Annotated in this window: 27 protein-coding genes and 2 other annotated features (1 of these 29 cut by a window edge); of the genes, 13 read left to right on the top strand and 14 right to left on the bottom strand. The window is 36.0% G+C overall.

Translation table 11 applies throughout. The features are described from left to right. Positions 1 to 175: a binding site (T-box leader), on the bottom strand (it extends 70 nt beyond the left edge of the window). Positions 176 to 217: 42 nt separating this feature from the next. After that, positions 218 to 455: a binding site (T-box leader), on the bottom strand. A 306-nt stretch (positions 456 to 761) separates the two neighbouring features. Further along, complete coding sequence (gene putP / locus ACVWY7_RS05990) at positions 762 to 2,240, top strand: sodium/proline symporter PutP (RefSeq protein ID WP_000107220.1); 1,479 nt, start codon at positions 762 to 764, stop codon at positions 2,238 to 2,240. A 270-nt stretch (positions 2,241 to 2,510) separates the two neighbouring features. Beyond that, positions 2,511 to 2,909 (top strand): Ig-like domain-containing protein, encoded by a 399-nt coding sequence (locus tag ACVWY7_RS05985; protein WP_000878723.1) that lies wholly within the window; start codon positions 2,511 to 2,513, stop codon positions 2,907 to 2,909. Between the two features lie 24 nt (positions 2,910 to 2,933). On the opposite strand, the gene ACVWY7_RS05980 is transcribed toward ACVWY7_RS05985, so the two are convergent. Further along, positions 2,934 to 3,329, bottom strand: a complete 396-nt coding sequence (locus ACVWY7_RS05980) for a PH domain-containing protein (protein ID WP_000395635.1) — start codon at positions 3,327 to 3,329, stop codon at positions 2,934 to 2,936. Positions 3,330 to 3,451: 122 nt separating this feature from the next. Next, positions 3,452 to 4,363, bottom strand: coding sequence for a DMT family transporter (locus ACVWY7_RS05975; RefSeq protein ID WP_000808253.1), 912 nt, complete (start codon positions 4,361 to 4,363; stop codon positions 3,452 to 3,454). Positions 4,364 to 4,566: 203 nt separating this feature from the next. On the opposite strand from ACVWY7_RS05975, the gene ACVWY7_RS05970 reads away from it, so the two are divergent. The 6 genes from ACVWY7_RS05970 (at position 4,567) to exsF (ending at position 9,783) form a co-directional block, all read left to right on the top strand. After that, positions 4,567 to 5,298, top strand: coding sequence for an alpha/beta hydrolase (locus ACVWY7_RS05970; protein WP_001076848.1), 732 nt, complete (start codon positions 4,567 to 4,569; stop codon positions 5,296 to 5,298). A 92-nt stretch (positions 5,299 to 5,390) separates the two neighbouring features. After that, positions 5,391 to 5,909: a YjcG family protein gene (locus ACVWY7_RS05965; protein ID WP_000765876.1), complete on the top strand. Its 519-nt coding sequence runs from the start codon at positions 5,391 to 5,393 to the stop codon at positions 5,907 to 5,909. Position 5,910: 1 nt separating this feature from the next. Continuing rightward, positions 5,911 to 6,333, top strand: coding sequence for a GNAT family N-acetyltransferase (locus ACVWY7_RS05960; protein WP_000543277.1), 423 nt, complete (start codon positions 5,911 to 5,913; stop codon positions 6,331 to 6,333). 99 nt (positions 6,334 to 6,432) lie between these two features. Beyond that, a complete protein-coding gene (locus ACVWY7_RS05955; protein WP_000191209.1) occupies positions 6,433 to 8,499 on the top strand; it encodes an ATP-dependent helicase in 2,067 nt (688 codons plus the stop codon). Between the two features lie 142 nt (positions 8,500 to 8,641). Next, positions 8,642 to 9,112 (top strand): spore coat protein CotY, encoded by a 471-nt coding sequence (cotY, locus tag ACVWY7_RS05950; protein ID WP_001277704.1) that lies wholly within the window; start codon positions 8,642 to 8,644, stop codon positions 9,110 to 9,112. Between the two features lie 167 nt (positions 9,113 to 9,279). Further along, positions 9,280 to 9,783, top strand: a complete 504-nt coding sequence (exsF, locus tag ACVWY7_RS05945; protein ID WP_000492935.1) for an exosporium protein ExsF — start codon at positions 9,280 to 9,282, stop codon at positions 9,781 to 9,783. A 78-nt stretch (positions 9,784 to 9,861) separates the two neighbouring features. Here exsF and ACVWY7_RS05940 read toward each other — a convergent pair whose 3' ends face one another. Next, complete coding sequence (locus ACVWY7_RS05940) at positions 9,862 to 10,047, bottom strand: hypothetical protein (RefSeq protein WP_033682333.1); 186 nt, start codon at positions 10,045 to 10,047, stop codon at positions 9,862 to 9,864. 101 nt (positions 10,048 to 10,148) lie between these two features. Further along, the gene (locus tag ACVWY7_RS05935; protein WP_000899669.1) at positions 10,149 to 10,508 is read right to left on the bottom strand and encodes a DUF1360 domain-containing protein; all 360 of its coding nucleotides are present in this window, start codon (positions 10,506 to 10,508) and stop codon (positions 10,149 to 10,151) included. A 125-nt stretch (positions 10,509 to 10,633) separates the two neighbouring features. Between ACVWY7_RS05935 and exsY the strand changes: the two genes are divergently transcribed. Then, positions 10,634 to 11,092: an exosporium assembly protein ExsY gene (exsY, locus tag ACVWY7_RS05930; protein ID WP_001277732.1), complete on the top strand. Its 459-nt coding sequence runs from the start codon at positions 10,634 to 10,636 to the stop codon at positions 11,090 to 11,092. A 60-nt stretch (positions 11,093 to 11,152) separates the two neighbouring features. Here exsY and ACVWY7_RS05925 read toward each other — a convergent pair whose 3' ends face one another. From ACVWY7_RS05925 to ACVWY7_RS05880, 10 genes are all read right to left on the bottom strand, one after another. Next, on the bottom strand, positions 11,153 to 11,683 hold the full coding sequence (locus tag ACVWY7_RS05925) for a spore coat CotO family protein (protein ID WP_073526129.1): 531 nt from the start codon (positions 11,681 to 11,683) through the stop codon (positions 11,153 to 11,155). Between the two features lie 141 nt (positions 11,684 to 11,824). Then, positions 11,825 to 12,595: an enoyl-ACP reductase FabI gene (fabI, locus tag ACVWY7_RS05920; protein ID WP_000421886.1), complete on the bottom strand. Its 771-nt coding sequence runs from the start codon at positions 12,593 to 12,595 to the stop codon at positions 11,825 to 11,827. A gap of 108 nt (positions 12,596 to 12,703) precedes the next feature. Further along, the gene (gene rfbD, locus ACVWY7_RS05915; protein WP_000664663.1) at positions 12,704 to 13,558 is read right to left on the bottom strand and encodes a dTDP-4-dehydrorhamnose reductase; all 855 of its coding nucleotides are present in this window, start codon (positions 13,556 to 13,558) and stop codon (positions 12,704 to 12,706) included. Positions 13,559 to 13,569: 11 nt separating this feature from the next. Beyond that, on the bottom strand, positions 13,570 to 14,538 hold the full coding sequence (gene rfbB / locus ACVWY7_RS05910) for a dTDP-glucose 4,6-dehydratase (protein WP_001024140.1): 969 nt from the start codon (positions 14,536 to 14,538) through the stop codon (positions 13,570 to 13,572). Between the two features lie 16 nt (positions 14,539 to 14,554). Further along, positions 14,555 to 15,100 (bottom strand): dTDP-4-dehydrorhamnose 3,5-epimerase, encoded by a 546-nt coding sequence (gene rfbC / locus ACVWY7_RS05905; protein ID WP_000864159.1) that lies wholly within the window; start codon positions 15,098 to 15,100, stop codon positions 14,555 to 14,557. An 8-nt stretch (positions 15,101 to 15,108) separates the two neighbouring features. Next, on the bottom strand, positions 15,109 to 15,846 hold the full coding sequence (locus ACVWY7_RS05900) for a sugar phosphate nucleotidyltransferase (RefSeq protein ID WP_000676176.1): 738 nt from the start codon (positions 15,844 to 15,846) through the stop codon (positions 15,109 to 15,111). Between the two features lie 14 nt (positions 15,847 to 15,860). Continuing rightward, positions 15,861 to 16,541, bottom strand: a complete 681-nt coding sequence (locus tag ACVWY7_RS05895) for a glycosyltransferase family protein (RefSeq protein WP_000651527.1) — start codon at positions 16,539 to 16,541, stop codon at positions 15,861 to 15,863. A gap of 14 nt (positions 16,542 to 16,555) precedes the next feature. After that, on the bottom strand, positions 16,556 to 17,242 hold the full coding sequence (locus ACVWY7_RS05890; RefSeq protein ID WP_000100682.1) for a glycosyltransferase family protein: 687 nt from the start codon (positions 17,240 to 17,242) through the stop codon (positions 16,556 to 16,558). Further along, positions 17,239 to 17,928 (bottom strand): class I SAM-dependent methyltransferase, encoded by a 690-nt coding sequence (locus ACVWY7_RS05885; protein ID WP_001078426.1) that lies wholly within the window; start codon positions 17,926 to 17,928, stop codon positions 17,239 to 17,241. The genes ACVWY7_RS05890 and ACVWY7_RS05885 overlap by 4 nt, the downstream gene beginning before the upstream one ends. A 210-nt stretch (positions 17,929 to 18,138) precedes the next feature. Beyond that, positions 18,139 to 19,236 (bottom strand): glycosyltransferase, encoded by a 1,098-nt coding sequence (locus ACVWY7_RS05880; RefSeq protein WP_073526131.1) that lies wholly within the window; start codon positions 19,234 to 19,236, stop codon positions 18,139 to 18,141. A 165-nt stretch (positions 19,237 to 19,401) separates the two neighbouring features. Here ACVWY7_RS05880 and ACVWY7_RS05875 point away from each other — a divergent pair, with 165 nt between their 5' ends. The 4 genes from ACVWY7_RS05875 (at position 19,402) to ACVWY7_RS05860 (ending at position 23,182) form a co-directional block, all read left to right on the top strand. Then, a complete protein-coding gene (locus ACVWY7_RS05875; RefSeq protein ID WP_000069739.1) occupies positions 19,402 to 20,307 on the top strand; it encodes a BclA C-terminal domain-containing protein in 906 nt (301 codons plus the stop codon). 122 nt (positions 20,308 to 20,429) lie between these two features. Then, complete coding sequence (locus ACVWY7_RS05870) at positions 20,430 to 21,275, top strand: TylF/MycF family methyltransferase (RefSeq protein ID WP_000444380.1); 846 nt, start codon at positions 20,430 to 20,432, stop codon at positions 21,273 to 21,275. A gap of 214 nt (positions 21,276 to 21,489) precedes the next feature. Then, entirely contained in the window at positions 21,490 to 22,242 is a 753-nt protein-coding gene (locus ACVWY7_RS05865; RefSeq protein ID WP_062922364.1) for a class I SAM-dependent methyltransferase, read from the top strand. 13 nt (positions 22,243 to 22,255) lie between these two features. Then, positions 22,256 to 23,182: a glycosyltransferase family 2 protein gene (locus ACVWY7_RS05860; protein ID WP_033682378.1), complete on the top strand. Its 927-nt coding sequence runs from the start codon at positions 22,256 to 22,258 to the stop codon at positions 23,180 to 23,182. Positions 23,183 to 23,271: the final 89 nt, after the last annotated feature.

The following is a 23,271-nucleotide window of genomic DNA, read 5'->3' as shown; positions in this document are numbered from 1 at the left end:
CAAAATATATACCTTATCCTTGTAACGGCGGAACCCGGGTTGCCTACTGAAAATAATTGTTCAGCATACCTCTCGTAAGCCCATTCCGTATATAGCACCGCACCGGGCTCCCACCTATCCCCGGCTCTCTGTAACGTCTCCAATATACGTACTCTTCTTACTTAAACGATTTCATTTATTTAATTTTTTATACACAAAAAGGGAGTACTCATCCTATAGAAAGGACGGGTACTCCCGTGGTGCCACCTTAATTCGTTACGAACGTAACGCACTTTACCGTATCAAAAACAATACGTGTCTCTTGTATCGATGAGATCATGTCGCCAAAGCCTACTTCTTTCGTTTCGGTTTGGAAGCTCCGAAGCCCATTCCACATCAATTCCATACTGATTCGCACCAACCATCAGCTCTCTGACATGTTCATCATGTGTACTCTTCTTCATCAACGCTTGCATTTTTTTAAGTTGCACTCATTATAGACCTAACTTTTTTAACAAGTCAATACTTTTTAAAAAATTTTATTTTTCTCTCCTTTCAATATTATATTGACAAAACAACCTCTTTTTATGTAAATATAATAAATACTCTATTAAAAATAAGGTTTTTTGTATGAATATTATATATTAAAAAAGTAAAATGACATCGAAAAACGCTTACATTTCTGAAAATTCATATTTCTATATGGATTTTTCAGAATAATCATGATAGATTATAAATATGCATAACGCATCAAAAGACATGACAAAAGGAAGGGGAACTACATGAGTACGCAGATGTTAACTTTAACTTCTATCTCTATTTACATGCTCGGGATGTTAGTAATTGGCTATTTCGCCTATAAACGAACGTCCAACTTAACAGATTATATGCTTGGCGGGCGTACACTAGGCCCCGCAGTAACAGCATTAAGTGCTGGAGCATCCGATATGAGTGGTTGGCTTTTAATGGGCTTACCCGGTGCAATGTTTAGCGTTGGATTAAGTAGTAGTTGGATTGCGATCGGCCTAACACTAGGCGCATACGCAAACTGGCTATATGTTGCTCCTCGCTTACGTACCTACTCAGAAATTGCAAACAACTCTATTACTATCCCAGAATTTTTGGAACACCGCTTCCAAGACAAATCCCATATGCTACGCTTAGTATCTGGACTTGTTATTATGATTTTCTTTACTTTTTATGTAGCTTCAGGATTAGTTTCAGGTGCTGTATTATTTGAAAATTCATTTGGTATGAACTACCATGTTGGATTATTCATTGTTGCAGGCGTTGTTGTAGCTTACACGTTATTTGGTGGTTTCTTAGCAGTAAGTTGGACAGACTTCGTGCAAGGAATCATTATGGTAATTGCTCTTATTCTTGTTCCTACTGTTACAATTATGAATGTAAATGGTCTTGGTCCAGCATTTAGCACAATTAAATCAATTGATCCAACATTATTAGACATTTTTAAAGGCACTTCTGTATTAGGTATTATTTCATTATTCGCATGGGGCCTTGGTTATGTTGGACAACCACATATTATCGTACGCTTTATGGCAATTTCTTCTGTAAAAGAAATTAAAAGTGCAAGACGAATTGGTATGAGCTGGATGATTTTCTCTGTTGTTGGAGCTATGTTTACTGGTCTTATCGGTATTGCATACTACTCAGACAAAGGATTAAAGCTATCCAATCCAGAGACAATTTTCCTTGAACTGGGAAAAATTTTATTCCACCCGCTTATTACTGGATTTTTATTAGCCGCTATTTTAGCAGCAATTATGAGTACAATCTCATCTCAGTTACTCGTTACTTCTAGTGCCATAACTGAAGACTTATATCGTACTTTCTTTAAACGTTCTGCTTCTGATAAAGAGCTTGTATTTGTCGGCCGTATGGCTGTACTTGTTATAGCATTAGTTGGATGTGCATTAGCTTTTAAACAAAATGATACGATTTTAGCTCTTGTTGGATACGCTTGGGCTGGATTTGGTTCTTCATTCGGACCTGCTATTTTATTAAGCTTATATTGGAAACGTATGACGAAGTGGGGCGCACTTGCTGGTATGATTTCTGGTGCCGCTACAGTCATTATTTGGACTCAATTCAAATTCTTAAAAGAATTCTTATATGAAATGATTCCTGGTTTCACTATTAGTTTACTAGTAATCGTAATTGTTAGTTTACTAACACAGCCTTCAAAAGAAATTGAAGAGCAATTTGAGAATTTCGAAAAACAACATAGTGATAATCTATAAAGGAAAAGCTCTGCTGTTATGATAGCAGAGCTTTCTTTTTATCCCGCTATTTGTTGGCAATAAGACTCACACCTCAAAATTCGGTGAATACGAAGGAGTTAGGTGGGAAATAACTGCCCGATTGGTAAGAACTAATTAAATTTGCAATTTATCAATGTTCGACAATCTTCTGCTCGAATTTAACAATTTCTTTATGTTTCGTTAAATTAAACGTAACACTACTCCTTTATAGTAATACTATCAGCACTTATACAGAAAGGGGACTCCAACATGTTAGCAGCTTTCCAGCAACAACAAACACGAAAATTTTCACCTATCACCAATACTTCTGCGTCTTGTTTGAACATACAACCTAATCCACCTAAAATTTCAATTGCTCCCTCTGTTATTTCAGTCATCGGTGTTCATATGGAGAAAAATAAGTTAAAAGTAAGAACTGGCCAAAGCACTGAGTTATCAGCTTCCGTTTTGCCAATGCAGGCAACGAATAAAGAACTTATTTGGACGAATATGAATGCTGATGTTATCACACTGTATCCAAAAGGTGACACGGTAACGATTACTGGAAAAAGTGCAGGTAGGGCAGTCGTAATTGTTACAACTGCTGAAGGAAAGTTCCGTGATCTATGTATCATTCACGTACAACCTTATATGACAAACCGAAAGTAAAAGAGTGGCCTCGTAGCCACTCTTTTACTTTATTTCAATGTGTGGATTTTTATTTTTTACATGATTAATAAATTGCTCTTTATCTTTAGGAGAAATGATTTCTGTTTGATGTGCGCCGTAAACAATTTCAAGTCGATCAAATGACAATGCATAAGCTGCTATTGGATTTTTCGTATTTGAAATTTGTTTTATATCTCGTATAAATATGCGCTTTTTAACGAAACCTGATCTAATAGTAATGGTTTCTTCTCCGACAATATATTTTGTTGAAAACCAACTCCACATAAATAATATAGCTAATGGGATTGTGAAAAATAACAGAAAATATTCTCTTCCTGCAAATATTGGAGCAAAGCAGGCACCTACAACAATAAACAAGATTGGGTATAACCATGCATCCTTTTTTGATGGAAATTCCATTGTACTCTCTCCTTTCTTCACCCAAATTTCTATAAAGTAATACTATAATCAGCTCTCTCAAATAGCGGGGCGGGGTAAAACAAAAAGAGAAGTACCACCAACTTCTCTTTTCTCTCTTAACATTATAATTCCTGTGTATACGCCGGTTCGTTCACCATATCTTTTGCTGTTCGTTTTTGTTGCTGCAATAAGAAAACAGATACACCAAACAATACGAGCATGCTACCAATCATCTGCATGGCATTTAATCTTTCCCCAAGTAAGAAGAACGCTAGTATAGATGCTCCAACTGGTTCCCCTAAAATACTCATCGATATTGTTGTTGCATTTACGTAGTTTAATAACCAATTATTAATGACATGTGACACTGTCGGCACGACCGCAAGTAAAAGAAAAACGGTCCAATCCCACTTCGTATAACCTGTAAAAGGCACTTGCAGTACTATATTATACATTCCCATAAAAATACCTGCGAATGCAAAAACTGTAAAGCTGTAAATCCAGTGTGATACTTTCTTTACTGTCGTTTGGCCGATAAATAAATAACCAACAACCGCTATTACACTTAAAAAGGATAATATATCTCCATAAATTGCTTGTTCACTTAGTCCTAAATCTCCCCAACCAATACACACTACACCTAATATCGCAATTCCCATTGTCGCAATGGCTGAGTATGTTGTTCTTTCTTTAAATAAGAAAAAACCGCCAACTAAAGATACGATTGGTTGAAGCGCTAAAATAATTGTCGAACTCGCAACTGTTGTATGTTTTAAAGATTCAAACCATAAAAGAAAATGAAGTGCTAAAAAGAAACCAGATCCAATTAAAAATCCCCAATCTTTTATTTGAATCTTACTAAACTCTTCCCGTTTCTTCCAAACGATAGGCAGCATTATAAGTACAATAATCCATAAGCGATACATACTTAATATGGAAGATGGTGCTGAGGACATCTTTACAAAAACTGCTGCGAATGAAATGGCTATAATGGAAATAGCTAATGGTAGCGCGATTGACCTTTCTTGTTTCAAATTCCGTCTCCCCTCTCACCTGTCAAAAATCCCACTTCATTATATCCGTTTTCTTTCCTAACTTAAATACTAATTTTTTAGATTCTTCGTACCATTATGGTAAAATAGAAACGAAAGCACCTATTAGTGAATATTTCTTTCTTTTTCACTACAAGCGTCGCTCTTACAATCATTACAGTAAATTTTTATTTAGGGGGATCTACATGAATCAAACAATTGGGAGAATTGAAGAAATTTCATTTTATAGTGCATCACTTCAAGAAGATGTTACACTTCTCGTTTACTTACCGGTAAATTACACACCGCTGCACAAACATACAGTTGTCATTGCACAAGATGGCAGAGATTATTTTCAGCTTGGTAAAGCACACCGTGTAATTGAGCGCCTTCGTGAAACTGAAGAAATTGACCGTACAATTATTGTCGGTATTCCATATAAAAATGTACACGATCGTAAAGAAAAATATTTCCCAAATGAAGTAAAAAACGCTGCGTATATTCGTTTCCTTGCTCATGAACTTGCACCATATATCGATGAAAATTATCCAACGTACCAAATGGGAAAAGGTCGTGTGCTAATTGGAGATTCTCTCGGCGGAACAGTTTCCTTCATGACTGCACTTATGTATCCGCATACATTCGGTAAAGTCGTTATGCAATCACCATTTGTGGATGAAACAGTAATGAACTTAGCAAAAGACTTCAAAAATCCGGAGGCGCTGGAGCTTTATCACGTTATTGGGACAGAAGAAACAGCTGTAAAGCGCACTGATGGACAAGTATCTGATTTCGTAGGGCCGAACCGTGAGCTTAATACCCTTCTGACAGATAGAAATTTCATCACGCATTACGAAGAGTTTGAAGGCAATCATACGTGGAAATATTGGCAAACTGATTTACCGAAAGCTTTCTCTCATATGCTATCAATGAAATAATAGAGAGCAGTATTCAGAATAATTTGATATAATAGATTAAGAGAGTTATTTTCTCAAAACCTAACTAGACTTACAAAGGGAGGAATTGGAACATGAAATTAGGCATTGTAATTTTTCCATCAAAAATGATTCAAGATAAAGCGAACGGATTGCGTAAACGTTATGATCCGCACTACGCATTAGTTCCGCCACATATTACATTGAAAACACCCTTTGAGACGCAAGATGAACAATTAGAATCGATTGTAAACGAGTTACATACAATCGCAAGTAAAACGAACCCTTTCACCCTTCATGTTGGAAAAGTTGGTTCATTTGCACCTGTTAATAATGTTATTTATTTTAAAGTAGAAAAAACGCCTGAACTTACTTTCTTAAATGAGGAAATGCATAGCGGATTCTTTACACAAGAACGCGAATACGCTTTTGTACCTCATTTAACAATTGGACAAGGCTTATCAGATGCAGAGCATGCTGATGTACTAGGTCGATTACGTATGAAAGATTTTTATTACGAACAACCAATTGACCGTTTCCACCTACTATATCAATTAGAAAATGGAACATGGACTGTACACGAAACATTCCGCCTTGGAAAGGGGAACAACTAATTTGCATGCACAGATCGTACAAACGGACGAACAACTAAGAGATGCATTCTCTGTACGTAAGCAAGTATTTGTGAAGGAACAGCAAGTTTCTGCTGAAGAAGAGTATGATGAGTTTGAAGAAACTTCCATACACGTTGTTATATATGATAATGATGTTCCCGTTGGTGCTGGGCGTTTTCGCACCATTGATGGAATTGGAAAAATGGAACGCATTTGCGTACTAGCTTCCCATCGTAAAAAAGGTATTGGAAAAATTGTTATGGATGCACTTGAAGCATATGCGAAGGAAAACTCGCTATCAAAATTGAAGCTACATGCCCAAACACATGCTGAAGATTTCTATAAGAAACTTGGATATGTAACGAATTCTGATGTATTTATGGAAGCAAATATTCCTCATATCGTTATGATCAAAGAATTGTAATTTGAAAACAGGAGGTATCCCCTCCTGTTTTTTACATTGCTATTTTCTTTTTCTTCCGCTAAAGTTAAATGTTGATGCTATAGTTTTGAAGGTGAATATATGACACAAGAAAAATTTTCACAAAAATCATTAACGCACGCTGATATTCCACGTGCAACATATCATATTCCGAAAACATCTACCCATTTAATTAGGGAAGAAGATGCAGATGCGGCGTATTTCCGCGCTCTCGAACAGCAAAATGTATTTTTAAACGAAAAACAATTAGAGGCCGTACGAACGACAGAAGGTCCTGTTCTTACATTGGCTGGTGCCGGAAGTGGAAAAACATCTGTTTTAACAACTCGCGTAGGTTATTTAGTAAATGTAAAACAAGTTCATCCGCGAAATATTTTATTACTTACATTTACACAAAAAGCGGCTGAAGAAATCCGAAATCGCGTAGCCAATTTACCAGGTATGAATCATGCGGCAAGTAGCTATGTTGTTGCCGGTACGTTCCACTCTGTCTTTTTAAAATTGCTTCGTAGTCAAGGATATAATCAGCAAATTTTAGCAAACGAAAAACATAAACAAATTATGATAAAGAAAATTTTAAAAGAATTGCGTTTAAAAGACGATTATGATGCTGAAACGATGCTCGCAATGATTTCACTTGAGAAAAACAAGTTGAATCGCCCGAAAGATGTAAAAGCAAAAACACCCGTTGAACAAGAATTTAAAGAAGTATACGAGCGTTTTGAAGAAGTGAAACAACGATATAACTATATCGATTTCGATGACATCTTATTAGAAACATATTATATGTTAGAAAATAATGCTCCTTTACTTACCCAATTACAACAACGTTTTCACTATATTGAAGTAGATGAGTTCCAAGATACATCGTATGCACAATATGAAATTGTAAAATTGTTAGCTTCGCCAAGAAATAATTTGTTTATCGCAGGTGATGACGATCAGGCGATATATGGCTGGCGAGGAGCAAGTCACCAAATTATTTTATCTTTCCCAAAAGAATTTGATAACACTACGATTATTGCCCTTAATACGAATTATCGATCCAATCCTTTTATTGTCGGACTTGGAAATGAAGTTATCAAACTAAATCAAGAGCGTTTTGATAAAGAGCTATATTCTGTACGCGAAGAAGGTGTACAACCTTTTTACGCAAGACCGGCTACGACTCTTGATGAAGCAAATCAAATTTTGCAGCTCATTCAAGAAAAGGTAGATAGCGGTGAACGAAACTATAAAGATTTTTGTTTACTATATCGCACACATTCTGTAAGCCGTTCGTTACTTGATCAGCTTACCATTCATAAAATCCCGTTCATTAAGCACGGCGCGAGTCAGTCATTTTATGAACATTCTTTAATTAAGCCTGTATTAGATCATTTACGACTCGTAATTGAGCCGTTTCGATTAGAATCACTTTCAAATATATTACCAACGATGTATATCGGGCGTGATGATTGTATTTCATTTATTGAACGTGAACAATGGAAATATGGTGAAGGTCGTTTTCCTTCTCTTCTTCATTTCTTATTATTAAATCCAAGCTTAAAACCTTTTCAAGTGAAAAAGGTAAATGAGCGTATCGATTTTATTAAATTTATAAAAGAATTAGAACCGAAAAAAGCATTAAAAGAAATTATTCATGGTAAAGGAAAGTATTTAGAGTACTTACAAAGTAACGATCGTTCTTCCTTTACGATGCATAAAGATATACAAGAAGAAATGTTAGAAGAATTAATGGAGTCGGCAAATCGTTTCACCGACATTCCAGCTTATTTACAATTTGTTGATGAAGCCATTCAAGGACAAAAAGAAATGGAAGCATTAAAAACAATGCCGCAAAAAGATGCTGTTTCGCTTATGTCTATTCATAACGCAAAAGGTCTTGAATTTCCATGCGTCTTTTTACTTGGAGCGAGCGATGGTATTCTGCCCCACACTTCTTCTTTAAAAGATGCTAACGACCGTGTTACAGAGACTTCTGAAGCTTTAGAAGAAGAACGCCGACTACTTTATGTCGCGATTACACGTGCAAAGGAAGAACTGTACATTTCCTCTCCGCAATTTTTTAGAGGAAAAAAATTAGACATATCTCGTTTTTTATACACTGTGCGAAAAGATTTACCTAAAAAGACATCCACTAAATAAGGATGTCTTTTTTTATATTGCATTATGTACATCCCTACTATATAAATTCCCTGCTTTTATCGTAAGAATTAACGTAATATCAACCATATCCCGTTCATATTGTAGTAGTGTATGTCAGAACTCACGAGAAGGAGTGAACATAATGAGCTGCAATTGTAACGAAGACCATCATCACCATGATTGTGATTTCAACTGTGTATCAAATGTCGTTCGTTTTATACATGAATTACAAGAATGCGCAACTACAACATGCGGATCTGGTTGCGAAGTTCCCTTTTTAGGAGCACATAACACTGCATCAGTAGCAAATACACGTCCTTTTATTTTATACACAAAAGCTGGCGCACCATTTGAAGCATTTGCACCATCTGCAAACCTTACTAGCTGCCGATCTCCAATTTTCCGTGTCGAGAGTATAGATGATGATGATTGCGCTGTGCTCCGTGTATTAAGTGTCGTATTAGGTGATAGTTCCCCTGTACCACCTACTGACGATCCAATCTGTACGTTTTTAGCTGTGCCAAATGCAAGATTAGTATCAACCTCCGCTTGTATTACTGTTGATTTAAGTTGTTTCTGTGCGATTCAATGCTTACGCGATGTTACGATTTAAATCTAAATAATGAGTTAAGCATGGATTGGGTGGCAGAATTATCTGCCACCCAATCCATGCTTAAAGAGTATTATTATGTAAATTTCTTAAAATTGGGAACTTGTCTAGAACATAGAACCTGTCCTTTTCATTAACTGAAAGTAGAAACAGATAAAGGAGTGAAAAACATGTTCTCTTCTGATTGCGAATTTACTAAAATTGATTGCGAGGCAAAACCAGCTAGTACACTACCTGCCTTCGGTTTTGCTTTCAACGCGTCTGCACCTCAGTTCGCTTCATTATTTACACCACTACTATTACCTAGCGTAAGTCCAAACCCAAATATTACTGTTCCTGTAATAAATGATACAGTAAGTGTCGGAGATGGCATTCGAATTCTACGAGCTGGTATTTATCAAATCAGTTATACATTAACAATTAGTCTTGATAACGCACCTGTTGCACCAGAAGCTGGTCGTTTCTTCTTATCATTAAATACACCAGCTAACATTATTCCTGGATCAGGTACAGCGGTTCGTTCTAACGTTATTGGTACTGGTGAAGTAGACGTATCCAGCGGTGTTATTCTTATTAACTTAAACCCTGGTGACTTAATTCAAATCGTACCAGTTGAATTAATTGGAACTGTAGACATCCGTGCAGCAGCATTAACAGTTGCACAAATTAGCTAGTAAAAAGCGGTATTTCTGATTCAGAAATACCGCTTTTTTATATGTATAATAAAAAACACTCACAATAACATGAGTGTTTCATTCTTCATAGTGTTTTATTGTGTTCTTCTTTTTCCCACAATTACATCCCTTTTTCTTCACAAACCCTTGTTGTTGCAATTGTTCTTGATATGCCTGTTGTTGTGCTTGGTGTTGTTGCTGTATTTGATACCATTGCTGCAGGTCATACGAATTTCGCCTTGGATTATTGCTCACAGCAAACATCTCCTCTACTGTCAATTCTGTCTATTTACTATATGAACAACTCTTTATTTCCGTTCCCTCATTCTTTTAAACTCCGCTTTTTCTCGTACTATGAAAGTATATTATTCTCCCATAAAATATCCTGTAATCGTTTCAATGATTGCTGCTGCTCCTGCAATAGCTAATAATGCAAGTAACGGCTCTGCAACGATCGGAATCCAATTATATAAAACTAATAAAAAAGCACTAACCCATACACCTGTACACCAATAACAGCTTAATAATTCGCCAATCCACTTTCTTAATCCTTTACCTTTTACTTTTGTAAAAGTTGATACACTTCCATCCGGCTCTGTAATCTCTAATTCATCAATAAATGGTCTTCGCAAAAAGCCTGTAATTTTATCATAAACAATTAAACGAGTGAGCCTAAAAGCAGCTAACGCGAAAATAAAAAATAAAAGCCAGCTTGTAAACAGCATAATTCCACCTTCCCTTATCCTCTTTCGCCTATTTAAAAAAAAAGGTCTTGAGATTGTGACCAAATCTCCTCGACTCCAATATCTTATTAATGTAAATACAAACAAGAAGATAAGGAGTGACATTAATGAGTTGTAACGAAAATAAACACCATGGCTCTTCTCATTGTGTAGTTGACGTTGTAAAATTCATCAATGAATTACAAGATTGTTCTACAACAACGTGTGGATCTGGTTGTGAAATTCCATTTTTAGGCGCACACAATACTGCATCAGTAGCAAATACACGCCCTTTTATTTTATACACAAAAGCTGGAGCACCATTTGAAGCATTTGCACCATCTGCAAACCTTACTAGCTGCCGATCTCCAATTTTCCGTGTGGAAAGTGTAGATGATGATAGCTGTGCTGTACTACGTGTATTAAGTGTAGTATTAGGTGATAGCTCTCCTGTACCACCTACTGATGACCCAATTTGTACGTTTTTAGCTGTACCAAATGCAAGACTAGTATCGACATCTACTTGTATTACTGTAGATTTAAGCTGTTTCTGTGCGATTCAATGCTTACGCGACGTTACTATCTAATAAGTGAAGTAAACTAAAAAACTATTGGGGTGGTAGAAGGTTTCTACCACCTTTACATATTTAAAAGCCGGCCATATCAATCGATTTTATCTCTTCTATAGATAACCTAATATCTCTCATACTATTTGGCGGCATAATGGCTACAATTCCATTACGATACGAGATGATCGATCCAACATATGAGATTGTAGCTGTTTTTATTCTGCACCTTACTTTCGGAATATAATGAGGGCGATTTAATAAAAAATGAATCTTCTCTTCATTATTCATATCCTTAAATGATTTATTATACGGGACAGTTCTCACTGACTCTTGCTGTTCTTGTACTTGTTCCTCTTCTTCTGTTTTTTCTTCTACTTGTTCTTCTTGTTGCTCTTCTTGTTGTTCTATTACCTCTTCCACAGCACTACTTACAACATTTTCGTTTCTATTCCTTTCCTCTTTTCGATCCTCATTTTCAAAGTTTGTTAAAATAATTCTTTTTATTTTCGGTGCAGCAAGTTCCAAACTTACTTGCGTAATATATAACAACGGTTTTCCAACTGTTGAACTTTTATTTTTATTCTTCACACTCGTCCCTCCCACTTCCATACGTAGCTGAATAAATCGTGTACTATTATACTTATATTCATAACGTGGTAAGAACTTTCGTTAAAAATCGTTCTTTCTAAGAACAAATAAAAAGGACAATCTCAACATGTAGAGATTGTCCTTTAAAAATTAATATTATATTTATCCTAAGATATGATACCCTGAATCAACGTGAATGTTTTCTCCTGTTACGCCGCGTGCTAAATCACTGAATAAGAATACTGCTGTATCCCCAACTTCTTCTTGTGTTGTTGTACGACGAAGTGGTGCGCGCTCCTCAATTTCTCTTAAGATTGAGTTAAAGTCGCCTACACCTTTTGCAGATAACGTACGAATTGGACCTGCAGAAATAGCATTAACGCGAATGCCATGTTGACCTAAATCGTTAGCTAAATATTTCACGCTCGCTTCTAATGAAGCTTTCGCCACACCCATAACGTTATAGTTTTTCACAACGCGCTCGCCGCCAAGATATGTTAACGTTAAAATATTTCCGCCTTCTGTCATTACTTTCTTCGCTTCTCTTGCTACAGCTGTTAAAGAGAATGCACTAATATTTTGTGCAAGTAAAAATCCATCGCGAGAAGTATCTACAAATTCACCTTTTAAGTCGTCACGATTTGCAAAAGCAATACAGTGTGCAACACCGTGAATTGTACCAACTTCTTGCTTGATTGTTTCAAAACAAGCTGTAAGTTCTTCATCATTTGTTACATCACAAGGTAATACAAGTGATTCTTGTCCTTCTAATGTATCCGCTAATTCACGAACATTTCTCTCTAAACGTTCTCCTGCATATGTGAAGATTAATTTTGCACCTGCATTATGCAAAGAGCGAGCAATTCCCCATGCAATACTTCTTTGGTTCGCAACGCCCATAACAACAAATGTTTTCCCTTGTAATAGTTCCATGATATATCCTCCCAGAAATACTTATACTTGTTATTAGTACCTGATACTATAATTATAGTAACATAAAACCTCTTAAAGGCAAACAAAAAAGTCATTAACTTAAAATTGTTAATGACTTTTGGTTTCTATAAAAAAACGCTCTAATCCTTCTTCCCAAGAAGGTATTTGCAAAAAACCATTTAATCGTAGCATGTTATGTTGGAAAATAGAATATTTCGGCCTTGCTGCTGCAGCCCCAAATTCTTCGGTTGAAACAGGTAACACATTCACCTTCATATTTGCATACGAAAATATTTTCTTTGCAAATTCAAACCAAGAACATGATCCTGTATTGGATACGTGATACGTACCGTATAAAGAAGTATGAATGAGCTTATTAATCATCACATTTAAATCCGCCACATACGTAGGAGAACCGATTTGATCCGCTACAACAGATATTTCTTCTCTTTCTTTCCCTAATCGTATCATCGTTTTCACAAAATTATTTCCATACTTACCATATAACCACGATGTACGAACGATAAAGTATTTATTATGTAACTCTTTGACGAACTGCTCTCCCGCATATTTAGAAGCCCCGTATATATTGATCGGCGCCGGATTATGAAATTCATCGTACCCCTCCGGTCTGTCGCCTTGAAATACATAATCCGTACTAATATAAACTAACTTCGCCCCAACTAATTGTGAAGCAACCGCTACATTTCGAGCCCCTATTGCATTTATTACATAAGCAAGATCTCGCTCTTTCTCAGCTTGATCAACCTTCGTATAGGCTGCACAATGAATAATGATATGTGGCCTTATTTCTTGTACCACTTGCTGCACTTGGGATATATTTGTTATATCTAGTAACTTTTTATCAAATGGATATATGTCATATTCTGCAGGATTTAACTCTTCTTGTAGTTGCTTTCCTAATTGACCATTTGCTCCTGTTATGATAACCCGCTCTTTCATTTATATGCCCCTTACTTTTTTAATGGTTTCCACCACTCCTCATTCTTCTCATACCATTGCACCGTTTCTTGCAATCCTTGCTCAAACGTATACTTCGGTTCCCAATCAAATTCATTCTTCATTTTCTCTGCGTCAATCGCATAACGGCGGTCGTGTCCTAAACGGTCTGTCACATATTCAATATCTTTTTTCGTTTTTCCTAAGAGAGTAATAATTTGCTCCACAACTTCTACATTTGTTTTTTCATTATTTCCGCCTATATTATATACCTCTCCTATACGGCCCTTATGCAGAACAACGTCAATCGCACTACAATGATCTGTTACATGTAACCAATCTCTTACATTTAATCCATCGCCATATAACGGTAATTTTTTTCCTTCGAGCGCATTCGTAACCATTAACGGGATTAATTTTTCAGGATATTGATACGGCCCATAGTTATTGGAACAACGCGTTACTATAACTGGTAATTGATATGTTTTATAATAAGCTAAAGCTATCATATCGGCGCTCGCTTTGCTTGAAGAATATGGACTATTTGGAGCTAACGGTGTTTCCTCGGTAAATCGCCCTGTTTTTCCTAACGAGCCATACACCTCATCCGTTGATACTTGCACGAGTTTAATATGCGGATATTTTTTTACTAATTCTAGTAAGGTGACCGTCCCAATTACATTTGTATCATAAAAAGGAATTGGATTTTCAATACTACGATCCACATGTGATTCAGCTGCGAAATTGACGATTACTTGCACATCACGTTCCTTAATAACATGCTCCAGCAGCTCTCCATTTTGAATTTCCCCTTTTACAAAATAGTAATTCGGATGATCTTGAATAGACTTTACATTATTTAAGTTTCCACTATATGTTAATGCATCAAAATTAATAATTTTATATGTTTCATAGCTTTGTAACATATAATGTACAAAATTGCTTCCAATAAATCCGGCCCCACCCGTTACTAATATATTCATATAACAACTCTCCTACTCAAAAACTATCTTCACATTCCTGAAGTAATGGTAATATTCGATCTTTATCAGACAAAATAGGACTTGTTACCGGCCATGGAATTGCTAATTCTTTATCGTTCCAAAGTACCCCTGAGTCATGATCGGCACTATAATACTCATCTACTTTATACATAACAATCGTATGCGGGACAAGTGTACAAAAACCATGTGCAAATCCTTTTGGCACTAATAATTGCCGATGATTATCCGCACTTAAAATATATCCTCTCCACTGTTTAAACGTTGGTGAATCTTTTCTCAAATCTACGATAATGTCATAGATTGCCCCTTGCATAACTTGAATAAGTTTCGTTTGTGCTTTCGGATTTTTTTGAAAGTGTAATCCGCGAATCGTTCCCGCTTCCGCTGAATACGAAACATTATCCTGTACAAATGAATGCGTAACCCCTAATGTTTCTAGCACCTTCTTATTATAACTTTCAGTAAAAAAGCCACGATCATCTCCAAATAACCTCGGTTCCAACAATTTTGCGTCGGTAAAGTTTGTTTCTATAACTTTCATATTCTCACCTATTCTCCGTTAAACTGTTTACCAAAGTTTATATCCCGTGCTAACGCATTCGCTCTTTGAAGAGAAACATGAGTTCCCGCATCAGTCCACCAACCGCTCATTTCATTATAAGTAAGTACCCCTCGCTTTAAATACCAATTATTGATATCTGTAATTTCAAGTTCTCCCCTTGCGGAAGGTTTTAATTCTTTTATATAAGAAAAAACTTTCGAATCATACAAATAAATTCCTGTAACTGCATAGGAACTTTTCGGCTCTTTCGGCTTTTCTTCAATTTCAATTATTTTTCGGTTTTGAATATTTGCCACGCCAAATCTCTCCGGATCATCTACAGATTGCAGCAGTACTTTCGCACCTTCTTTTTGATTTGTAAACTCTTCAACATACGGACGAATATCATCTGAAAAAATATTATCACCTAATATAACTACCATGCGATCATTCCCAACAAAATCTTCACAAAGCCCTAATGCTTGTGCAATTCCGCCAGCTTTATCTTGCACACGATACGTAAAGGACACGCCAAACTCTTGACCGCTCCCTAAAAAACTAACAACATCTCCCATATGTTCTTTACCTGTAATAATCATAATATCTGTAATTTCGCATTGTTTTAGCTTATATACCGCATGATAAATCATCGGATACCGACCAACAGGAAGTAAATGTTTATTCGTTACTTTTGTTATTGGATATAATCTCGATCCAGTACCACCTGCTAAAATAATTCCTTTCACTTTGCATCTCTCCTTTATGATGGAGATAATATATCTTTGTAATGTTCTACAAACACTTTCCGGTACTTCTCATATGTATCCGCATCAAACTCATCCCCGTTGTAATGAATACACCATAAATTCGCTTGATTTGGAATACCGATTAAATAACCAGCCCTTTGAAATTCTAAAGACTGTGATACATCATAAAAGTGAAACCCTTGAAACAAATCTTCTCGCCACGGAATATCATACTGCGTTGCCATGAATAAGCCATCAATTGCCTGAACTGACAAAAATGGTTGATTACCATAAAAAACCTGATCTAAATTTAATAATTGATAATTCCGTCTTCTATACTCAATCACTTTCCCTACTAAATTTTTCCCTTCCCACCATATCCCGTTATTCGGTAAAAACTGAGCCCCAGCGACTCCTATTAAACCAAGCTTTTCATTTTCTTTAAAAAGAGATATAAGTGTAGAAAACATGTCTCGATTAATAAGATATGTATCTTGATGTATATACACTTTGTATTTCGCTGGATATGAAAGGGCTCGGTTGTATGCACTTGCCATACTTTGTGCATCTCGTATCGGAAAAATTTGCACCACATAACCTGGGGGAACAAAAATGTTTCTTATTTGGCTCTCACATTGTTTGAAAAGCTCCTCATTATTTACACAAACAACGACTAATATTGTATGATCTTTCATTTTTGTCCCCCCTTTTATTCTTCCTTATTTACATCTGACATATATTGTTCCACAAATATTTTCCGATACTTTTCATAGTTCGTCATATTCACATCAAAATGATAATGGATACACCAAGCATCGCGCTGTACAGGTACACCAACTGTATATCCTGCTTTTTTAAATTCAAATGATTGAGATACATCATAAAAATCGAATCCGTCAAATAAGTCTTCTCGCCACGGAACATCATATTGTGTCGCCATTAATAAACCATCAATACATTCTACAGGAATAAATGTTTTTGATTCATGATACGGTTGTTCTAAACTTGCCATATAAAACAAATCATTCATATAACCAATGACCTTTCCTACAATTCCACGCCCTTCGTTCCATACACCAGTCGGAGGAACATATTGCGCTCCAACCATCCCAATCATACCAAGGTGTTCATGTTCCTCAAATAATTGAAGTAATCTGTATAAAAAAGCTCTATTTATAATAAAAACATCTTGATGTAAATACACTTTATACTTCGCTGGATGCGAAATAGCTTGATTGTATCCACTCGTCATACTTTTCGCATTTCGAATCGGCATAAATTGTACAATATACCCTGGCGGTACTAACAATTGCAATATATGTCGCACGCAGTTTGCATACAATTTCCGATCATTTATACATGTAACAAATAATATTGTTTTGTCTGCAGTACTCATAATTGTGATTTTTCAGCTTCAATAATATACTGAAATACAACTGTCTCAGCCATGAAGCCACTTCCAAGACGATATTTTTTACAAATTCCATATAACTCCTCAATAAGCGGTTCATACATTTTATGATCAACATATACACGATCTACTTTACTAATAATATATCCTGCTTTTAAAAACATTCGGAGCATTTCATTAAATGTAAAGAAACGAATATGTGTTTTATCTAATAAACCATATTCTGTATACGTCCAGTTTCCGGCAAGTAAGGGAGCTAATACTGAAATATGAGCAACGTTTGGTATACTTGCTAAAATCACACCATTTTTCTTTATATATGGCTTTACTTTTTCTATCACAGCCCACGGATCAAATAAATGCTCTAATACATCTCCAAATATGACGCAATCAAATTGTCCCTCCTCATAAGGAAGATCTATTTTTTCTATATCCCCTAAAATAACATGATCTAGTCTTTCTTTCGCTTTTTCTGCCGCCTCTGGAAATGCCTCAATTCCTGATACACGTGTACCATTTTCTTTAATAGCTGCTCCCAATGCACCGCCCGAGCAACCAATATCAAGAACTTCTTTCCATTCCTTTTTTATATGCTTTAATAAATTCGGATTCGCTGCATTATAATAATGCTCAGATTTTTCTTCATATAAAGAACTTTTTTCGCGATTCATTTCACACACTCCTTATGCAAATTGAATTAGAAATATAAATCTCATATGAATTCTATAAAGTGCAGATTTTGTCATCCTCCACTGATTATTAGCCCACAAATAGCAGTATAAAATCTTTTATCTATATTGGTTACGTTACTGATACTCTAATATATAACCAATCTATTAGAGTTAGAATAAAGATAAATCATTTCTAAAAAATGAAACCTATTACACTTTATATGGTTTATCAAAAACCCCCCGAAAATATTTACGGTTATATTCAATTGCAGCATTATTCGGAACATAAGAAGCTGCTAATTCATTGTAATAATACGCTTTATCCTGCTCTCCTAACCTGCTATAACAAATACACATTTGTAAATAAGGTAGCCATGTGTAGCTAGCTGGACTATGGAAAGGACTTTCCGTTGCCATTGGTACTTCCGTTGCAAGTTTAAACCAAAATATCGCTTCATTATATTTTTCTTGTTCCATATATATATATCCTATTCTTGTACAATTCTCTCCTCTAGGGACGTCATACCGAAACGACTTCACACAAGATTCGATTGCCTTCTCCCACATTCCGAGCTTCGCATAGCAATCTCCTAGCTTACCACATGCATAAATTTTTTCTTCATACCATCCTTCGTCTTGATTAAGAAATGTTTCATATAGAAGAACTGCATCATCATATTTTTGGTTATCCGTAGATTCATTTGCGTAATAAAATAAATCTCTCGGACTCAATTCTTCACCTGCAGCTACAGTATTTTGAAAAATTTTCAAATTACGATCTGTTACTTTTTTTTCTTTTTTATGTGTAATAGCAACATTACTACTAAAAACCTCACCAGAGATAGCTAAATACTCATGAACCTTTCCAAACCATTGAAATTGTTTTTCACGCTTTACAAGTCGATTTCTTTTTGTACAATATAAAGGTTTCCCGTTAGAATCCATTGCAAGGTGATAAGGCATCGAAACAGCATCAATTTTAGGATCTATTTCTCTTTTTAAAAGTTTCAATGCTTCTTGAGCATCTTCTAATAATACGTCATCTGCATCTAGCCACAATATATACTCTTGCGTCGCTTTTGAAAAAGAAAAATTTCTTGCTGCTGCAAAATCATCAATCCACTGGAAATCATATATGTTAGAAGTGTATTTCTCTACGATTTCTTTCGTTCGATCGACGGAACCTGTATCAACCACTATAATTTCATCCACAATTTTTTCAACTGAGTCTAAACAACGGGCTATTGTCTTCTCCTCATCTCGAACAATCATACATAAACTAATTGTAATTCCTTGCTTGTTCAACATAATCACCCTCTTCCAAATCAATCATATGTTATACATATACTAAACTTTCCATTTTTTTAAATTGTTCAAGTAGTTTAAGATTTCTTTTCAATAATTCAAATGTCCGTGTCATTTTCTTTCGGTTTTGCATCTACTATATAATGAACGCTTTATGGAGGTGAATTTATGTCAAATAATAATTATTCAAATGGATTAAACCCCGATGAATCTTTATCAGCTAGTGCATTTGACCCTAATCTTGTAGGACCTACATTACCACCGATACCACCGTTTACCCTTCCTACCGGACCAACTGGGCCGACTGGACCGACTGGGCCAACTGTACCAACTGGGCCGACTGGACCGACTGGGCCGACTGGACCGACTGGGCCAACTGTACCAACTGGACCAACTGGGCCAACTGGTGCTACTGGACCGACTGGACCAACTGGACCAACTGGAGACACTGGTACTACTGGACCAACTGGGCCAACTGGAGACACTGGTGCTACTGGACTGACTGGGCCAACTGGAGACACTGGTACTACTGGACCGACTGGGCCAACTGGAGACACTGGTGCTACTGGACTGACTGGGCCAACTGGAGACACTGGTGCTACTGGACTGACTGGGCCAACTGGTGCTACCGGACTGACTGGACCGACTGGGCCGACTGGGCCATCCGGACTAGGACTTCCAGCAGGACTATATGCATTTAACTCCGGTGGGATTTCTTTAGATCTAGGAATTAATGATCCAGTACCATTTAATACTGTTGGATCTCAGTTTGGTACAGCAATTTCTCAATTAGATGCTGATACTTTCGTAATTAGTGAAACTGGATTCTATAAAATTACTGTTATCGTATATACTGCGGCAGTCAGCCTATTAGGTGGTCTTACAATTCAAGTAAATGGAGTACCTGTACCAGGTACTGGAACAAGTTTAATCTCACTTGGAGCACCTATCGTTATTCAAGCGATTACACAAATTACGACAACTCCATCATTAGTTGAAGTAATTGTTACAGGGCTTGGGCTATCATTAGCTCTTGGTACGAGTGCATCTATTATTATTGAAAAAATCGCTTAATTTTTTACTTAGCAGTAAAACTGATATCAGTTTTACTGCTTTTTCAATTTCAAATTCAATCATGAAACATTCAGTACCTACATAATCATATTGTTGTATGACATTTTGCAGGAGGCACAAATATGGAAAGTAAATCTGCTGTTCAGCTTTATCTCGAATTGCTAAAGAAGACAATTTTATTTGAAATATGGTTAGAATATGAGGCATACTTACCGGCATCTCTACATATTTCGAAAGAACTAGAATTCGAACCAGTTACAGTCCCTCTCCCTTTATTCATTAAGCAATATGCCGAAAACCATAACTTAAAAATTGTAAAACCAAATGTCTCAAAAAGTGAACGTCATGATGGAATGGATTGGCCAAGAGCAGCACATAGCATGATTGGTCGAGAACGTATGAACCAATTACAAGAGGCGATGGAAACCGTTGTTCGTGAAAATATAGAAGGTGATTTTATTGAAACAGGTGTATGGCGCGGAGGATCATGCATTTTTATGAATGGGTTTTTACAAGCAAACAACATTACGGATCGTAATGTGTGGGTCGCAGATTCATTTGAAGGTTTACCAGCACCGAATCTAGAACAATATCCAAAAGATTACGGTGATTATTTACACACATTCGATTACTTACGCGTCTCTTTAGAACAAGTACAAGAGAATTTCAAAAAATATGATTTACTAAATGATCAAGTGAAATTTTTAAAAGGTTGGTTTAAAGATACTTTACCAACAGCACCAATTGAAAAAATAGCAATTGCACGGCTTGATGGTGATATGTACGAATCCACTATGGATGGTCTCGTGAACTTATATGATAAAGTTTCTAAAGGGGGCTATATAATTATCGATGACTATGGGCTACCGCCATGCGCTGAGGCTGTGACAGACTTTAGAAATCACCGAAATTTAAAAGCCCCTATTACTAAAATTGATGTATTTGGAGTTTATTGGAGAAAAGAATAAAAAGATTTAATCTATAGGAGATCCCATTTTTACTCATCCCTCTCTCACTTCTAACCTAATAAAATATTTGTTTCGGAATCTCCTTACATATTACAATTGTTTCCCTGTGTTCTCTCACTACACATTGAAAATTTTATCAATAGCATTACTGGGAATAAATAGATGAAGCGTATACTGTTTGCTGCATATTTTCACACAAGAAAGGGGTATACTCATGAGCGAACTTAACAAAGAAATAACTTTGCTCCCTCCTCCTGAACTCGTCCAATATGTAGGTGGCGACTTCAAAGAAGTTGGAAAAGAGTTCCTAACACATTTTATTCAAATTGGCGCTTTAAAATCAAATGAAAAAGTATTAGATGTAGGCTGTGGTGTCGGTCGCATGGCTGTACCATTAATGAATTATTTAACTGATGATGGAGCGTATTATGGATTTGATTTATTTAAAGATGGAATTACTTGGTGTCAAAATAATATTGCAACTATACGTAATAATTTTCATTTTGAACATGTTGACATATATAATCAATTCTATAATCCAGAAGGAAAAGAAGATGCCTCTCAATATCGTTTTCCATACGAAGATGAGACATTTGATTTCATTTTTTTAACTTCTGTATTTACGCATCTTCTTCCAAAAGAATTAGAACATTACCTATCTGAGATTGTACGCGTGTTAAAAAAAGACGGGCGATGTTTTATTACGTTCTTTTTAATAAACCCGGAGTCATCCTATTATTTGAATGCAGGACTAAGTACATTAGGATTTTATCATCAAATTGAAAATTGTTATGTCGTAAATAAAGATATTCCTAATTTTGCAGTTGCTTATCCTGAAACAAATATTTATTCTCTATTAAATCAATACGGCTTAGAAGTAATAAATAAACCATATTACGGTTTATGGTGCGGTAGACATGAATATACAAGTTATCAAGATATTGTTATTACAAAAAAAAGAGTCTGAAAGGAAGTTACGTATGACGAGCGAAAAGGATCTACCGCTTGTTTCCATTCTTATTCCCACTTATAATCGGCCTCATTATTTCAAAATCGCTCTAGAAAGTGCTTTAGCACAAACTTACTCAAATATTGAAATCATCATCGGTGATGATAGTACAAATGATGAGACAGAAACTTTAATACATGAACAGTATTTACCACATTATAAAAACGTCACCTACATTCGAAACACCCCTTCCCTAGGACAATTTCACAATGACCTTATGCTCCTAGAGAAATCGAATGGTGAGTATATAAATTTTCTAATGGACGATGATGTATTTTATAAACATAAAATACAAAAAATGATGGCCTATTTTGAGCAAGATACCAATAAAGCTCTGGCTCTTGTTACTTCTTACCGAGTACGTATTGATGATCACGGCGACTTAATAGGCGATGCCCATCCAACACAAAGGTTATATAGCGAAGATACCCCATTAAACGGAATGTTTTTAGGCGACTGGATGCTAAAGGAGGGCCACAACATTATCGGTGAACCTACAACTACTTTGTTCCGAAAAGAATTGCTTACTGAACCTTTTGGCACGCTTAAAGAGCGACAGTATTCTTGTAGTGTTGATATGGCCTCATGGATTTCTTTACTTTCTAAAGGAGATGCAGTATACATTTCCGAGCCCTTAAGTCAATTTCGATATCACGCTGGACAACAAATACACAATAAGCTCCTTCAAGGGTGTGAAGATTTCACACACCTCGTCATAACGGCAAAAGAATATGGATTTTTACAAAATACTACAGACTATAGAACAGCCCTACTTAGTGCTTACAAATGGTGTAAAAGTTCCTTAAAATACTACCTTCATCAACTAGATATTTTTCCTGACGCACATGTACGTCTTTCCCATTGTTTGGTTATAATTATTAAAGAGTTAAACAATTAAACTACTCTGCAAAATCAAAAATGTATGGACTATTTGTGCATTATTCGTATAGTCCATACATTTTTTCTCATACTATAAAATCCATTACT

The organism is Bacillus sp. TE9106W (assembly GCF_054062215.1).
Note: the sequence above shows the minus strand (reverse complement) of the source record. Positions and strands in the feature narration are given on the sequence as shown.